Annotated in this window: 12 protein-coding genes; 9 read left to right on the plus strand and 3 right to left on the minus strand. The window is 68.7% G+C overall.

Translation table 11 applies throughout. The features are described 5' to 3' along the window. Positions 1-12: 12 nt before the first annotated feature. The 7 genes from AB0K11_RS26595 to AB0K11_RS26625 all read left to right on the plus strand — a co-directional run bounded on the left by AB0K11_RS26595 (position 13) and on the right by AB0K11_RS26625 (position 9,170). Positions 13-1,191, plus strand: coding sequence for an amidohydrolase family protein (locus AB0K11_RS26595; RefSeq protein WP_364984402.1), 1,179 nt, complete (start codon positions 13-15; stop codon positions 1,189-1,191). Beyond that, positions 1,191-2,438: a Xaa-Pro peptidase family protein gene (locus AB0K11_RS26600; RefSeq protein WP_364984404.1), complete on the plus strand. Its 1,248-nt coding sequence runs from the start codon at positions 1,191-1,193 to the stop codon at positions 2,436-2,438. The genes AB0K11_RS26595 and AB0K11_RS26600 overlap by 1 nt, the downstream gene beginning before the upstream one ends. Beyond that, complete coding sequence (locus tag AB0K11_RS26605) at positions 2,438-3,580, plus strand: M24 family metallopeptidase (RefSeq protein ID WP_364984406.1); 1,143 nt, start codon at positions 2,438-2,440, stop codon at positions 3,578-3,580. Before AB0K11_RS26600 ends, AB0K11_RS26605 begins: the two co-directional genes overlap by 1 nt. Next, positions 3,573-4,532 carry an enoyl-CoA hydratase/isomerase family protein gene (locus AB0K11_RS26610; protein WP_364984408.1) on the plus strand — a complete coding sequence of 320 codons (960 nt, stop codon included), beginning with the start codon at positions 3,573-3,575 and terminating at the stop codon, positions 4,530-4,532. The genes AB0K11_RS26605 and AB0K11_RS26610 overlap by 8 nt, the downstream gene beginning before the upstream one ends. Positions 4,533-4,534: 2 nt before the next feature. Beyond that, complete coding sequence (locus AB0K11_RS26615; RefSeq protein ID WP_364984410.1) at positions 4,535-6,949, plus strand: CoA transferase; 2,415 nt, start codon at positions 4,535-4,537, stop codon at positions 6,947-6,949. A 22-nt stretch (positions 6,950-6,971) separates the two neighbouring features. After that, positions 6,972-7,778, plus strand: coding sequence for an SDR family oxidoreductase (locus tag AB0K11_RS26620; RefSeq protein WP_364984412.1), 807 nt, complete (start codon positions 6,972-6,974; stop codon positions 7,776-7,778). Between the two features lie 117 nt (positions 7,779-7,895). Then, positions 7,896-9,170 (plus strand): HNH endonuclease signature motif containing protein, encoded by a 1,275-nt coding sequence (locus tag AB0K11_RS26625; RefSeq protein WP_364984413.1) that lies wholly within the window; start codon positions 7,896-7,898, stop codon positions 9,168-9,170. 52 nt (positions 9,171-9,222) lie between these two features. Here AB0K11_RS26625 and AB0K11_RS26630 read toward each other — a convergent pair whose 3' ends face one another. Then, positions 9,223-10,287 (minus strand): NAD(P)-dependent oxidoreductase, encoded by a 1,065-nt coding sequence (locus tag AB0K11_RS26630; RefSeq protein ID WP_364984415.1) that lies wholly within the window; start codon positions 10,285-10,287, stop codon positions 9,223-9,225. A gap of 108 nt (positions 10,288-10,395) precedes the next feature. On the opposite strand from AB0K11_RS26630, the gene AB0K11_RS26635 reads away from it, so the two are divergent. Both AB0K11_RS26635 and fadD12 read left to right on the plus strand, forming a co-directional pair. Further along, positions 10,396-11,211 (plus strand): lysophospholipid acyltransferase family protein, encoded by an 816-nt coding sequence (locus AB0K11_RS26635; protein ID WP_364984417.1) that lies wholly within the window; start codon positions 10,396-10,398, stop codon positions 11,209-11,211. Between the two features lie 43 nt (positions 11,212-11,254). After that, the gene (fadD12, locus tag AB0K11_RS26640; protein WP_364984419.1) at positions 11,255-12,877 is read left to right on the plus strand and encodes an acyl-CoA ligase FadD12; all 1,623 of its coding nucleotides are present in this window, start codon (positions 11,255-11,257) and stop codon (positions 12,875-12,877) included. Here the strand turns inward: fadD12 and AB0K11_RS26645 are convergent. Next, positions 12,874-14,331 (minus strand): wax ester/triacylglycerol synthase family O-acyltransferase, encoded by a 1,458-nt coding sequence (locus tag AB0K11_RS26645; RefSeq protein ID WP_364984421.1) that lies wholly within the window; start codon positions 14,329-14,331, stop codon positions 12,874-12,876. The genes fadD12 and AB0K11_RS26645 overlap by 4 nt on opposite strands. A 167-nt stretch (positions 14,332-14,498) precedes the next feature. Beyond that, positions 14,499-15,335 carry a mycofactocin-coupled SDR family oxidoreductase gene (locus AB0K11_RS26650; protein WP_264013272.1) on the minus strand — a complete coding sequence of 279 codons (837 nt, stop codon included), beginning with the start codon at positions 15,333-15,335 and terminating at the stop codon, positions 14,499-14,501. Between the last annotated feature and the right edge of the window lie 194 nt (positions 15,336-15,529).

Below are 15,529 nucleotides of genomic sequence, written 5' to 3' on the forward strand. Positions count from 1 at the left end.
TTGGAGACAACGATGTCCACGCCGACAGTTCCCTCACCTGCCACCCTCTACCCGCCCGAAGGCTTCGGCGCACCCAAGAACCGGCAGGGCCACTCGACCGGCAGCATCGTCGGTCTCCCGGCCGGCACCGAGATCTTCTCCGCCGACAACCACATCTCGGTGGCCGACGACATCTTCTACGAACGCTTCCCCGAGGAACTCAAGGGCGCCGCACCGCGCATCTGGTATGAGGACGGCGCTTACATGGTGGGGATGAAGGGCAAGGCCTGGACCGGTGGCGACTTCGGCCGCGTCCTCATGCAGTACGACGACCTGGCCGGAGCCGCGTCGAACAACATCGAGGCCCGCATCCGGGAACTCAAAGAGGACGGCATCGACAAGGAACTCGCGTTCCCCAACGCGGTGCTCGCCCTGTTCCACTATCCCGACAAATCGCTGCGCGAGCGGGTCTTCCGGATCTACAACGAGCACATCGCCGACCTGCAGGAGCGCAGCAACGGCCACTTCTACGGCGTCGGCCTGATCAACTGGTGGGACCCCAAGGGCACCCGCAGCACGCTCGAAGAACTGAAGTCGTTGGGCCTCAAGACGTTCCTGCTGCCGCTGAACCCCGGCAAGGACGACGAGGGCAACATCTACGACTACGGCAGCACCGACATGGACGCCGTCTGGGACGAGATCGAGGCGGCCGGACTGCCGGTGGCCCATCACATCGGCGAGACCCCGCCGAAGACACCGTGCCAGCACAACAGCGTCGTCGTCGGCATGATGGTCAACGTCGACTCGTTCCGCGAGCAGTTCGCCAAGTACGTGTTCTCCGGCATCCTGGACCGGCACCCGTCGCTGAAGATCGGCTGGTTCGAGGGCGGGATCGCCTGGGTGCCCACCGCACTGCAGGACGCCGAGCACATGCTGGCCTCCTACCGGCACATGTTCAACCACGAACTCGAGCACGACGTGCGCCACTACTGGAACGACCACATGAGCGCGTCGTTCATGGTCGACCCGCTCGGTTTGGCGCTCATCGACCGGATCGGCGTGGAGAACGTGATGTGGTCGTCGGACTACCCGCACAACGAGAGCACGTTCGGCTATTCGGAGAAGTCATTGGCGACAGTGGTCGATGCGGTCGGGCCGGAGAACGCCGCGAAGATCATCAGCTCGAACATCAAGAACTTCCTGGGAGTCTGATGACCGCCACCTTCGCCACGTCGAGCGGGCTCGCGCAGCTCGACATCCCCGACCTGCCCGACCGCGAGCGGATGTACCGCGAATGTGGTGCGCGACTACGGGACTCCATGAAGGCCAAAGGCGTCGGCGCGCTGGTTCTGCTGGGCAACGGCAACGTCGTCTACGCGACCGGCGCCAGTTGGCCGCTACTGGATGCGGGTCTATCCCACGTCGAGCGGCCGGTGGCGATCGTGCTGGCCGACGATGAGCACCCACACCTCTTCATGCCCTTCAAGGAAGGCAGCGCGTTCGACACCGAGGTGCCGACCGACCACGTCCACGGGCCGCTGTACCTCGAATTCGACGAGGGCGTAGAGCACTTCGGCCGGGTGTTGGCCGGGCTGGCACCACCGGGGACCACCATCGCGGTCGACGAACTCACCGGTGCGATGCGCCGCGCGGGGGACCGCCTGTTTCCTGCCGGTCCGCCCTCGGACGCGGCGCAGGTGATCGGCCCGGCCAAGCTGGTCAAGACGGTGGACCAGATCGCGGCCGTCCGGAAGGCCTGCCGCATCACCGAAGAGGCCGTCGCTGACGTGCAGGGGTCACTTGCCGCCGGTGTGCGCCAGATGGACCTCTCCGCGCACTTCGTCCGCCGCGCCTTCGAGCTCGGCGCCACCACGAACATGATCGAAGCGATCTGGCAGGTGATGCCGACGACGCGGGACAGCGGCGCGGTGTGGACCACCACGGGCGATCTGGCGTTGCCGCTGTTGCCGACGCAGCAGGAACTGGCCGACGGTGACGTGCTGTGGACCGACATCAGCATCACCTACGAGGGGTACTGCTCGGACTGGGGACGCACCTGGGTCGTGGGGCGAGAACCCACGCCCCGCCAGCAGGACCAGTTCGCCAAGTGGCGCCACATCCTCGACGCCGTGCTCGCGGTGACGAAGGCCGGCGCCACCTCCGGTGACCTCGCTCGCGCGGCGATCGCGGCCAACGGCGGCACCAAACCCTGGCTGCCGCACTTCTACCTCGGCCACGGCATCGGCACAAACGCCGCCGAAATGCCGATGATCGGAACGGATCTCGGCCAGGAATTCGACGACAACTTCGTGTTCCCCGCCGGTATGTTGCTGGTGCTCGAACCCGTCATCTGGGAGGACGGCACCGGGGGCTACCGCAGTGAGGAGATCGTGGTGATCACCGAGGACGGGTGCCAATCGATCACGGACTACCCCTACGCGCCGTACGGGAGCATCTGATGGCTGAAGAGATCGTTCCCGACGACCTGGCCCTGCGGACCGGCCGACGGGAGCGGGTGCTCGCGCAGATGGCGGCTCAGGACCTCGACATCCTGGTGCTCGGCCGGCAGGCCAACGTCCGCTACGTCACCGGTGCCCCACAGCTCTGGGTCGCGGGCACCCGGCCGTTCGCGCCGATCTGCGTACTGGTCCGCGCCACCGGAGACATCCACCTCAACAGCAGCTGGGACGAGGGCATACCGGAGGAGATCGGCCACGACCACCTCTACGGCCTGGCGTGGAATCCGATGACGCTGATCGAGGTGCTCAAGACCATCGACGGAGCGGCCGACGCGCGCCGCGTGGGTACCGACGCCATGTCTCCGACGTTCGCGCAGCTGCTGCCCCTGTCGTTCCCCAACGCCGAATTCGTGGACGGGGAGATCGCGATGAAGGCAGCGCGGCGGGGCAAGACCGGCGACGAGCTCCTGGTGCTGCGCCGAGCGCTCGCGGTCGCCGAACGTGGGCTTGCCGCAGCGGTTTCCGGGCTCGCCGACGGCATCACCGAGCAGGCGCTGAACGGGGTGCTCATGGAGGCGATGGCGGCCGGTGGGTTCAGCACCTCGGCCACCCAGGACGGGGTGTGGGTGACCTCGCGCGAGCATGTGTGGCGGGTCGGGCGCCGCGACGGCCGGATCGCCGAGGGTGATCTGGTGGCGCTGGCCGCCGGTGCACTGGCCGACGGCTATGTCGGCGAGGTGGGGCGCACCTACCCCGTCGGCGAGGTCAAGGGCGCCGACACGCTGTACCGCCGCTCGAATGACCTGTGGGAGCGGCTACTCGACGCGTGCCGCCCCGGTGCACCCGCCAGTGCTCTGCTGGACGCATACGAAGCAGCCGGGGAGGCTTTGCCGCCGATCCCGGTGGCTCACGGCCTCGGGCTGGGTTTCGACCCTCCGGTGGTCTCACCCGATCTGCCGGCCACCTGTGCCGCCGAACGGCTCGACCCCGGGACGGTGCTCGCCGTCACGTCGTACGTGTGGGAGCCGGGCGTCGGCGCCGTCTTCCAGCGGGATGCCGTGCTGGTGACCGACTCCGGTCCGGAGGTGCTGACCACCAGTCCGACCCACACGGGTGCGACAGTCGGCGTCGCGCATGGCTGAACGGCCCTCGCCGGAGGAGATCATCCTCTACGAGAAGGACCCGAAGACCAAGATCGCGACGATCACCTTCAATCGGCCGGAGTTCCTCAACGCGCCGACGTCGGCGGCCCGGTTGCGTTACGCCGACCTCTGCCGTGCGGCCACCGTCGACAACGACGTCAAGGTGGTGGTGATCCGCGGCGTCGGGGACAACCTGGGCAGCGGCGCCGACCTCCCGGAGTTCATGGAGGGCAACGACAATCCGGAACTGCGGCTGGCCGAACTGCGCCTCGAGGACGACGGCGTCGGCGACGTGACGTATCCACCGAAGGGCACCTTCCGCAACGGCGCGACGATCAGCGCCTGGTATGCCAACGTGCAGGCGGGCAACCGGCCGCTGCAGGAGCTCAAGAAGATCAGCATCGTCGAGGCCAAGGGGTACTGCTACGGCTGGCACTTCTATCAGTGCGCCGACGCCGATCTGGTGATCTCCAGCGACGACGCGCTCTTCGGGCATCCGTCGTTCCGGTACTACGGCTGGGGACCCCGGATGTGGACCTGGATCCAGATGATGGGACTGCGCAAGTTCCAGGAGATGGTGTTCACCGGGCGGCCCTTCACGGCCGCGGAGATGTACGACTGCAACTTCCTCAACCGCGTCGTCGCCCGCGAGGACCTGGAGGCCGAGACCGCCAAGTACGCCCGGGCATGTGCCCGTAACCGGCCGGTGGACACGGTGTTCCAGCAGAAGTTGTTCTTCGAGGTGTTCAAGCAGCATCAGGGGGAGTACATGGGCAGCCTGCTGTCGGCGTTCTTCGAGTCGATGGGCAGCGGCGTGGCCAACGACGACGCCGACGACCTCGACATGCACGAGGCCATCGGCAGCGGCCTGGCCGGCGCGGTGAACGACAATGACAGCAAGTTCCCGCCTGACTTCCGGCTGAGCAAGTCGAACCGCGCGAAGAAGGAGTGAGCGTGCCGCCGCTGGCGGGCTACCGCGTCATCGACCTGTCCACCGGTATCGCCGGCGCCTACTGCACGAAGTTGCTGGCCGACGGCGGCGCCGAGGTCGTCAAAGTCGAACCGCCTCAGGGTGACCCGCTGCGTCGATGGTCCGCCTCGGGCGCCGACATCGCCGCCGGGGAGGACGGTGCGCTGTTCACGTTCCTCGCCAGCTCCAAGCACAGCGTGGTGGCCGAGCTCGCCGACGCGGAATTCGTCCACGAGCTGCTGGCGGGCGCGGACGCCGTGGTCTGGTCGCGCGGCTCCGAGCTGGCCGAGCACCCCGCCTTCGCGCCGGACGAGGTGCACCGGCGCCATCCCGGGCTCGCCGTCACGGCGATCACGCCGTTCGGGCTGACCGGCCCCTGGCACGACCGGGCGGCCACCGAGTTCACCCTGCAGGCCTGGTCGGGCGGGATCGTCGGGCTCGGCCGGGGAGCCGCCGACCGCGCGCCGGTGTACGTCGGCGGGCAGGTCGGCGAGTACCTCGCAGGCGCCTACGCCGCCGCCGCCACCCTGGCCGCGCGGCACCGCGGCGGCGCCCTCGTCGACCTGTCCATGCTGGAGACGCAGATCCTCGGGCTGACCTACTACCCGGTGACGTTCCACGAGATGCTCGGCCGACCGTGGCGCGACGCCCGCCGCCTCACCGTTCCGGGCATCGCGCAGGCAGCCGACGGACTCGTCGACATCGGGTGCGGCACCGCGCAGCAGTGGTTCGACCTGTGCGCGATGACCGGCCACGACGACTGGATCGACGAGGACTCGCCGCTGTCCATCACCCAGCAGGCCAACGAGAAGGCCGAGGAGCTGTACGCCTGGGTGCGCAGCCAGGCTGTCGATGACATCCGCGACCTCGCCACCGCGTTCCGCATCCCCAACGCGCCGGTGGCCAACGGCGCCAACATCACCGGGCTCGACCACTTCCGCGAGCGTGGTTCGTTCACCACCGATCCACGCGACGGGTTCGACCGCCCTGGCCCGCCGTACCGAACCTCGCCGCCGCTGGTCGGAGCGCCCCGGCCAGCCCCGCGTCTCGGCGAACACACCGAGACGTATCGCCGGAACTGCATTCCCGGCGCTCAAGAGCGTGGCCTGAGCACCGGGAATGCAGTTCCGGCGCAACTGCCGTTCGAGGGCATGCGGGTGCTGGACATGACGACGTTCTGGGCCGGGCCGTCGTGCACGCACATGCTGGCGTTGCTGGGCGCCGAGGTGATCCACGTGGAGTCCACCCGCCACCCGGACGGCACGCGCCTGATCGCCGGCATCCCGGCGACCGAACCTCAGTGGTGGGAGCGCTCGCCCATCTTCTCGGGCCTCAACACCAACAAGAAGGGCCTCACCCTCGACCTGCAGTCCGAGCGGGGCCGCGCCCTGCTCGACCGGCTGATCCCGACCTGCGATGTGATCGTGGAGAACTTCACCCCCCGGGTGCTCGACCAGATCGGCCTGGATTTCGCAAAGGTGCAGTCGCTGCGGCCGGACGCGATCATGGTGCGGATGCCGGGCTTCGGGCTGGACGGGCCGTGGCGTGACAACCCGGCGTTCGCCTACGTCATCGAGGCGGCCGCCGGAATCAGCTGGCTCACCGGCTATCCCGACCGCAACCCCAACGAGCCGTACTCGGTCGGCGACCCGAATGCCGGGATCCACGCCCTCAACGGGCTGCTGCTCGCCGTCGAGCACCGCCGCCGCACCGGCGAGGGTGCGCTGGTGGAGGCCGCCATGGTGGACGCCGCCCTCAACGTGGCCGCAGAACAGGTCATCGAGTACTCGGCCTACGGGGCGGTGTTGCAGCGGGCGGGCAACCGCGGCCCGACCGCCGCACCGCAGAACCTCTATCGCAGCAGCGGGATCGACGAGTTCGGTCGCGAGGACTGCTGGGTGGCCGTCGCCGTCGCCACCGACGAACAGTGGGCTGCGCTGGTCGACGCGCTCGGCCGCCCGGAGTGGGCGACGGCCGCGGAGTTGGCCACCGCCGCGGGCAGGCGGGCACACCACGACCTCATCGACGAACGGCTCGGTGAGTGGACGGCGCAGCGGAGCGGCGACGACATCGTCGAAACACTCTGGCCCGTCGGGGTTCCGGTGGCGAAGGTGATGCAGCCGCACCGACAGACCGAGCTGCCGCAGCTGGCTGCGCGTGGCTTCTTCGAGGACGTCGGTCACCCCGTCAACGACCCGACGCCGCACAGTGCGCTGCCGTTCCGGCTCTCACCGGGGCCGCAACGGTTCCATCGCCATCCCGCGCCGCTGCTCGGCGAGCACAACGTCGAGCTGCTCACCGAGCTCGGGCTGTCCGCGGCGGAGATCGCCGAGCTGGAGGCCGACGACGTGATCGGGCACGCACCGCCGTCGCACCGGCCCCGCAAGGTCACCCGCTGAGCTGTTTGGTTAGCTCACTGACATGACCATCGACCCGTCGCAGATCCTGCTCACCGGCCGCACGGCCGTGGTGACCGGCGGGGGAGCGGGCATAGGCCGCGGGATTGCCGCCGGCCTGGCGGCTTTCGGCGCCCGCGTCGCGATCTGGGAGCGTGATCCGGATACCTGCGCGGCAGCAGCGGACTCGATCGGCGCACTGGGCGTCGTCACCGACGTGCGCGACGCCGGACAGGTCGACGCGGCGCTCGAGCGCACCGCCGCCGAGCTCGGCCCGGTGCGCATCCTGGTCAACAACGCGGGCGGCGTGTTCCCGTCCGCGCTGCTCGAGACCACCGAAAACGGCTGGGACGCACTGTACAAGGCGAATCTGCGGCACGTGCTGCTGTGCACCCAGCGGGTGTCGCGGCACCTGGCGGCGGCGGGCCTGCCGGGCAGCGTCATCAACGTCACGTCGATCGAGGGGGTGCGTGCCGCTCCCGGGTACGCCGCCTACGCCGCGGCGAAGGCGGGCGTCATCAACTACACCCAGACGGCGTCATTCGAGCTGGCGCCGCACGGCATCCGGGTCAACGCGCTGGCGCCCGACATCACCGTCACCGAGGGTCTGCTGGCGATGTCTCCCGGCGGTCTGCCCGACAAGCTGAACCACACGGTGCCGCTCGGCCGGCCCGGCCACGTCGACGAGATGGCCTCGGCCGCGGTCTTCCTGGCGTCCGACATGTCGAGATACATCACCGGCCAGACCATCCACGTCGACGGCGGAACCCATGCCGCGGGCGGTTGGTACCGCCATCCGCAGACCGGTGCCGCGACGCTGGGCCCGGCTTAGCCGCGGAACGGTCTGCCAGGCGCGTTCTCGACGAGGCGCGATCTCGGCAATGCGATGGCGGAACAACGGGATCCGCTGCAGCAAGTACGTGTCGGACCCCTCTGTGATGATGGGTTCATGTCCTCGAGCGCAACGTCTTTCGCTCCTTCGGTGAGGCCGAAGGACCGGCTGGCGGTGTTGTTCGACGAGATCGCCGAGTTGTGCGGTCAGCGCAATGCGATCGACGGGCGGCTGGTGGAGATCGTCGCTGAAATCGATCGCGACGGGTTGTGGGGCATGACGGGCGCGCGGTCGGTGGCGGCGATGGTGGCGTGGAAGACCGGGTCGTCGCCGAGGAACGCTGAAATCGTCACTGCCGTCGCGCAGCGGTGGGAGGAATTGCCGCGCTGCACCCAACTCTTGCGCGACGGTCGGGTGTCACTGGATCAGGTCGGGGTGATCGCCGAGAAGGCCGGGCCGGGTTCGGATGCGCACTACGCCCAGTTGGTCACCGCAGCGACGGTGAACCAGTTGCGCACCGCGATCAAGCTCGAACCCCCACCCACACCCCCACCGCAACCCGACCCCAAGCCTGAACCCGCTCCGTCGTTCAGCAAGTCCACCGACGACAAGGGCACCTGCTACCGGATCTGGCTGTCGCATCTGGAGGCGGCGAAGCTCGACGCCGCGGTGGCGTCGCATCTCGACGGGATGGTCGCGGACTGGAAACGCGACCACGCCGATGGCGACGGCGAGGGCGCTGGCGCGTCGGAGCAGGTTCCGCCGATGCCCACGACGGTCGATGCGTTCCTCAGTGTGGTCGAGGCCGGCTGGGACACCGAGGTGGCGCGGCGCCCGCACGGACACCGCACCACCGTGATCGCCCACGTGGACGTCAAGGCACAGGTGGCTTCTTTGCATCTGGGTCCGGTACTCGCCGACGCCGATCGCCAATTCCTGCTGTGTGACGCCACCTTCGAGGTGTGGTTGGAACGCCACGGGCAGCCCATCGGCTCCGGACGGGACAACCGCCAGATCAGCCGCCGGCTGCGCCGGGCGCTGGAGCACCGGGACCGCTGCTGCGTGGTGCCCGGATGCGGAGCCACTAGAGGTCTGCACGCCCACCACATCCGGCACTGGGAGGACGGTGGTCTCACTGAACTGGACAACCTCGTCCTGGTCTGCCCGTACCACCACCGGATGCATCACCGGGGCGGCATCACCATCACCGGCCCGGCGCAGCACCTCGTCGTGACCGACGGAGACGGAAAGCAATTGAGTTCGGCGTCACTGGCTCGACCCCCGACGAAACCGCCACCCGATGTACCGCCATGTCCCGGGCCCACCGGCGAACGGGCCGACTGGTGGTGGTACCCACCGTTCCAACCCCAGCCGCCACCGGCAGCCGCCTGAGACGGGCACCGGCATACCGGCAACCACGGGTTCCGGCGAAAACCGGCGAGCTCTAGGGGCGGTCGAGGCCGGGCTCGCCGAGCTTCTGCCTGATCGCCGCCCACGGATCGGAGTAGCGGCCCGGCACGACGCGGGCGGCGGAGTGGCGCTTGATGTACACCCGGGCCAGCGGCGCGAGCACCGGCAGCACGTAGCGCGTCCACCCGGCCTGGCTGCGCATCTCGGCGAGCATGTCCGGCCACGAGTGGTGCTGGAAGCCCAGCGCTTCCTGCGCCCGCGTGGTGTCCATCCAGTCGGTGACGAACCACGCCTCGTCTTTGTCCGGGTCGCCGGGACGTCCGGACGGCAGCGCACCCGCCATGCCGCGGGCGCCGGCCAGCGCGCGACCCACGTCGCCGTAGCGGACCTTGTGGGAGTCGTCGCCGGCGATCAACAGGATCTCGCCCACCACGTCGGCGGTGGTGGCGGCGGCGAACGCCCACGCCACATCTCGCACATCGACACTGTGCATCCGGTTGTCGGTCGGCAGTGCGCTCTCGAAGAACAACGCGTCGGTGGTGAACGGCATGGCCTTCGGGTCGGTGCTCAGCACACCGCCGAGGCGAAGCACCACCCACGGCAGCGTCGAGGCCCGCACCAGCTCCTCGGCCTCCAGCTTGTGGCCGCCGTACAGGTCGGTCGGATGTGGCGGATCCTCCGCGCGCACCGGCTCGGTGTACCGGTGCGGGTTGCGTGCGCCGTAGACGGCATTGCTCGACGCCTGCACGAAACGGGGCGGCGAAGCCAGCTTCTCCGCGGCGCGGACCAGGCTCGCGGTGGCGTCGACATTGACCTTGCGGGCGATCTTCGGGTTGCGGTAGATCGGCGGCGGAATGACCGCGGCGAGATGGATGATCGCCGCGGGCGTCACCTCGCTCAGCAGCTTGTCGACCTCACCCGGGTCGGTCAGGTCTGCCCAGCGGGCCTCGGCGCCGTCGGGCAGGGCGGCCGCGGCCTTGCGGTTGGCGTCTGTCCCGAGGTCGGTGGCCACCACCCGCCGCCCGAGCGCCGCGAGGCGCCGGACCGTCTGCGATCCCACCAGCCCAAAACCACCGGTCACCAACACCGGATCTGACATTGTTCTCCTATGACGACGGGGAGGCGGCCGTGATCGGGTCACCTGAGTATGTCGTTCTCTTTTCAGGAGAGTAACGTAACCGCTGATCAACGGCCATCAGGGGGAGCGATGAGCGACGACCAGGAGTGGGTACCCGCGGAGCGTCCCGAAGTCGCGAAATGGGACCCGGAATTCACGGCGACCATAGCGAAGACGGCGGGCGCCGCAATCAGGCGCTATTTCCGCTCGGAGGTGCGCGGGCTGGACAGCATTCCCAGCACCGGTGGCGCGCTGGTGGTGTCGAATCACTCCGGCGGCATGCTCACGCCCGACGTGCTGATCTTCGCGCCTGCCTTCTACGACCGGTTCGGATTCGACCGGCCGGTGTACACACTGGCCCACTACGGCGTATTCGTGCCGCCCATCGGCAGCCTGCTGCGCCGCCTAGGGGTCATCGGAGCCAGCCGCGAGAACGCCGGCAAGGCACTCCGCGACGGCGCAGTGGTGTTGGTGTTCCCCGGTGGTGACTACGACTCGTACCGGCCGACGTTCGACAACAAGATCGACTTCGCCGGGCGCACCGGTTACATCAGGACCGCAATAGACGCCGGCGTGCCGATCGTGCCCGTGGTGTCCATCGGTGGACAGGAGACGCAACTGTTCTTGGCCCGCGGCGACTCGCTGGCCAGAAGGCTTGGACTCAAGAAGATCCGGATGGAGATCCTGCCGGTCACGTTCGGCTTCCCCTTCGGGCTCTCGGCGATCTTCCCACCCAATCTGCCGCTGCCGTCGAAGGTCGTCACCCGCGTGCTCGAACCGATCGACGTGGTGGCGGAGTTCGGTGAGGATGCCGACGTCAACGCGGTCGACGCGCACGTGCGGTCGGTCATGCAGGACGCGCTCGACGAACTGGCCCGCGAACGCCGCTTCCCGATACTGGGCTGAGCCGAACCCACCGATCCAGCCCAAGACCGGCTAGGAAGGAACGATGGCCGACATCCTCGGATTCGTGCAGACCCTGTACCGGGCACGGTTGATCGCGCCGATGCGACCGGACCGCTACGTGCGGATGGCGCTGGCAGGACGGCGGGTGGGCCTGACCGCGACCATGGGCGTGGCCGCCGCCGCGCAGCGCTGCCCGGATCGGGCCGGGCTCATCGACGAGGTCGGCACGCTGACCTGGCGAGAACTCGACGACCGGTGCGACGCGCTTGCGGTCGCCCTGCAGCGGCTTCCGGGCGGCACCCCGAAATCCGTTGCCATCATGTGTCGCAACCACCGGGGGTTCGTCGAGGCTCTAGTGGCCACCAACCGCGTCGGCGCTGACATCCTGCTGCTGAACACCTCCTTCGCCGGTCCCGCACTGGCCGACGTCGTCGAGCGGGAAGGCGCCGACGTGGTGATCTACGACGAGGAGTTCACCGCGGTGGTGGACACCGCACTCGGGGCCGTGCCCGATGCTGTGCGGATCCTCGGCTGGACCGACGCACCGGCCGACGACGGCATCCGCTCGGTCGAGGGCCTCGTCGAGGCGAACGCCGGGAAGCGGCCCGCGCCGGCGACGAGCAAGAGCCGGATGATCCTGTTGACGTCCGGCACTACCGGCGCCCCGAAGGGAGCACGGCGCGCCGAGGGTGGCGGCGGCGCGGGGGATCTGAAGGCGATCCTCGACCGCACGCCGTGGCGTGCCGAGGAGACCACCGTCATCGCCGCGCCGATGTTCCACGCCTGGGGGTTCTCACAGCTGCTGTTCTCCGCGCTGATGGCGTGCACCATCGTCACTCGGCGGAAGTTCGACCCCGAGACCACGCTCGCCCTCGTCGACGAGCACCGTGCCACCGGGCTGATCGTGGTGCCGGTGATGTTCGACCGGATCATGGACCTGCCCGACGAGGTGCGCAACCGGTACAGCGGCAAAACGTTACGGTTCGCGGCTGCGTCCGGATCACGCATGCACCCCGACGTGGTGATCCGGTTCATGGACCAGTTCGGTGACGTCATCTACAACAACTACAACGCCACCGAGGCAGGCATGATCGCCACCGCGACCCCGGCCGACCTCCGTGCCGCACCCGACACCGCCGGAAAACCGGCGCCCGGCACCGAGATCCGCATCCTCGACGCCGAGTTCCGCCCGCTTCCCGCCGGCGAGACCGGGGGGATCTACGTCCGCAGCGGCACCCTGTTCGACGGCTACACCTCGGGGGCCACCAAGGACTTCCACGAGGACTTCATGGCCTCGGGCGACCTCGGCTACCTCGACGACGCAGGCCGGTTGTTCGTCGTCGGGCGCGACGACGAGATGATCGTCTCCGGCGGTGAGAACGTATATCCGATCGAGGTGGAGAAGGCGCTGATGAAGCACCCCGACGTGGCCGAGGCCGCCGTGATCGGGGTGGACGACGCCCAATACGGCCAGCGCCTTGCGGCGTTCGTCGTGCTCTCGGGCGACGCCGACAGCGGCGCCACCACACCGGACACCCTCAAGCAGCACGTCCGCGACAACCTGGCGAACTACAAGGTGCCGCGCGAGATCGCCGTGCTCGACGAGCTACCGCGGGGCAGTACGGGCAAGGTGCTGCGCAACGATCTGCGCGCGCATCTGGACTAGCTGGCCGCCGGGGCCGGTTTCATCGCGGTGGCGACCTCGGTGAGGCCCGGCAGCCCTGCGGCGCGGCGGATCTCGGCCAGTTCGTGCACCATCGCGTCGGTGGCCTCGTGTACGTCGTCGAAGGTCCGGTCGTCGGACAGCACCGAGATGTCGACCTGGTCGACGTAGCTCCACACGGTCATGTTGAACGCACTGGCGGGTGACAGCACGCCGACGGAGTAGATCTCGGTCACCGGGGCGCCGCCGATGTGGCCGCGTTCCCGGGGCCCCGGCACGTTCGACACGGCGACGTTCATGATGCGGTTGTGCGCGGCGCGCTGGGACTGCCAGCGAAAGGCGCCCGGTGCGACCGCGGTCGGCAGGAATTCCATCATCCTGCCCTGCAGGCCGGGGCCGAGCAGCTCGTTGAACTCCTTGGCGCTGCGGGCGGCCTGCGAGGTGAGCCGCACCCGTTCCAGCGGATCGTCGACGTGCACCGGCAGCGACACCGCCAGCCCGCTGATCTCGTTGCCGGTGACCCGGTCGGCGGAGCGGTTGGTGCTCACCGGGACCGAGGCCAGGATCGGCCGGTCGGCGCGGCCGTCGTAGCGCAGCAACAGTTCTCGCAGACCCCCGGCGGCCATCGCCAGGACGATGTCGTTGAAGGTCACCCCCAGGTGTTTGGCGGTCTCCTTCACCTCGGCCAGCGCCACCGAGGCGGTCGCGAAGGTCCGCACCGGTGACACCACGTGGTTGAGGAAGGTCGGCGGGGTGTCGAACATCTTCGCCATGCCGGTGTCGTCGTGCTTCTCGCGCGAACGCCGCCGCACCCGCGCGACACCACGCGCTGCGTCGCGCACCAGGCCCGGGATCTCCGAGATCTGGTGCATGTGGTCACGGGCGGCCTCCCGCACGAGCTCTGCCGTCGTCGGCAGCTCGCAGGTGGTGTAGTCGTCCTGCTCCGTGCGCGGCGCGCCCGCGAGATCCATCAGGCGCGCCAGCAGATTCGCCGAGGCGACCCCGTCGGCCAGGGTGTGGTGCACCTTGCCGATCAGGGCGTACCGGTCGTCGGCCATGCCCTCGGCGAAGTAGAACTCCCACAGCGGACGGCTGCGGTCGAGCGGTGTGCCTGCGATCTCGCCGATCACCCGGTCGAGTTCGCGCCGCCCCCCGGGCGCAGGGACGCGCACCCTGCGCACGTGGTAGTCCAGGTCGACCGGGCAGTTCTCCAGCCACATGGGATGGTGCAGGCGGAACGGGATGTCGATCAGCCGGTACCGCAGTGGGTCGAGCATGTACAGCCGGCGAGCAATGGTGCTGCGGAACACGTCGAACGAGAATTCCGCATCGCCGTTGTCGGCCGGGTCGGGCACGTAGTCGGCGGCGTTGATGACCGCGATCTTCATGGTGTGGGTGTGCAGGTTCGGGGTCTCGCTGTACAGCAGCATGGCGTCCATGCCGTTGAGCCGCTTCACGCCCCACCTCGTTTCTGCCCCACACATCGCGCCGCGCTCCTGCGGTGGGGTTCCCCGCGGCCCCAGGAAACCATGCAACCATCCCGGTGCGGACGGCCGAGGGGTTTAGGCCGAAGTGCCGAATGCCCGGGTGCGGACGGCGTCCGCACCCGGGCATTCGTGAAGAACTACTTGAGGCAGCTGCCGCCGTCGACCGGCAGCGTGACGCCGGTGATGTAGCGGGCCTCGTCGGAGGCCAGGAACAGCACCGCGTTGGCGATGTCCTCGGGCTCGACCCAGCCGATGGGCAGCGTGTGCATGAACTCGCCGACCACCTTCATGTCGTCGGGGCCCGGGTTCTCCAGGTCGGGGCGGAACAGCTTCATCGTGCCCTCGTTCATGAACAGCGGCGTGTTCACGTTGGTCGGGTGCACCGAGTTGACCCGGATGTTCTTGGCGCCCAGTTCGACGGCGAAGGTGCGCATCAGGCCGACGACGCCGTGCTTGGCGGCGACGTAGTGGCCGGTGTGCGGGTAGGCCTTCAGGCCGCCGACGGAGCTGGTGAGGATGATCGAGCCGCCGCGCTCGCCCGCAAGGATGTGGGGGACACCGGCCTTGACGGTCTTCCACACGCCGCCGAGGTTGACGTCGATCATGTCCGTCCAGTCACCCTCGCTGGTCTTGTCCAGCGTCTCGCCGCCGTTGCCGATGCCGGCGTTGGCCACGATGATGTCGAGGCGGCCGAACTCCTCGACGCCGGCGTCGACGGCCGCCTTGAGGGTGTCGTAGTCGCGGGTGTCGGCCTCAGCGGTGTAGATGCGCGCGCCGGCGTTCTTGACCAGATCCGCGGTCTCGGCCAGATCCTCGGGCGTGGACAGCGGGATCCGGACACTGTCGATCTGCTTGCAGATGTCGACGGCGATGATGTCCGCGCCCTCCTGGGCGAGTCGCACCGCATGCGCGCGACCCTGTCCGCGCGCGGCGCCGGTGATGAAGGCGACCTTGCCCTCTACGCGTCCGGTCATTGATTCCTCGATTCTTCACAGTGACTTCGTGGTGTGGTGTGGCGCCGACGCTCGCGCACTCGCAGTGGCTGGTGTCGGTGGCATGTTGGGCGATTGCACAGCACTTCTCACGGGCACTCTGTCATCGGTGTCCGATTGTGTCAATGAGGCGCTCATTCGGCGCAATTTATACTCTCCGCTTACGAGAATCTGAT

This window comes from Mycobacterium sp. NPDC050551 (assembly GCF_040674075.1).
GTDB lineage: Bacteria > Actinomycetota > Actinomycetes > Mycobacteriales > Mycobacteriaceae > Mycobacterium.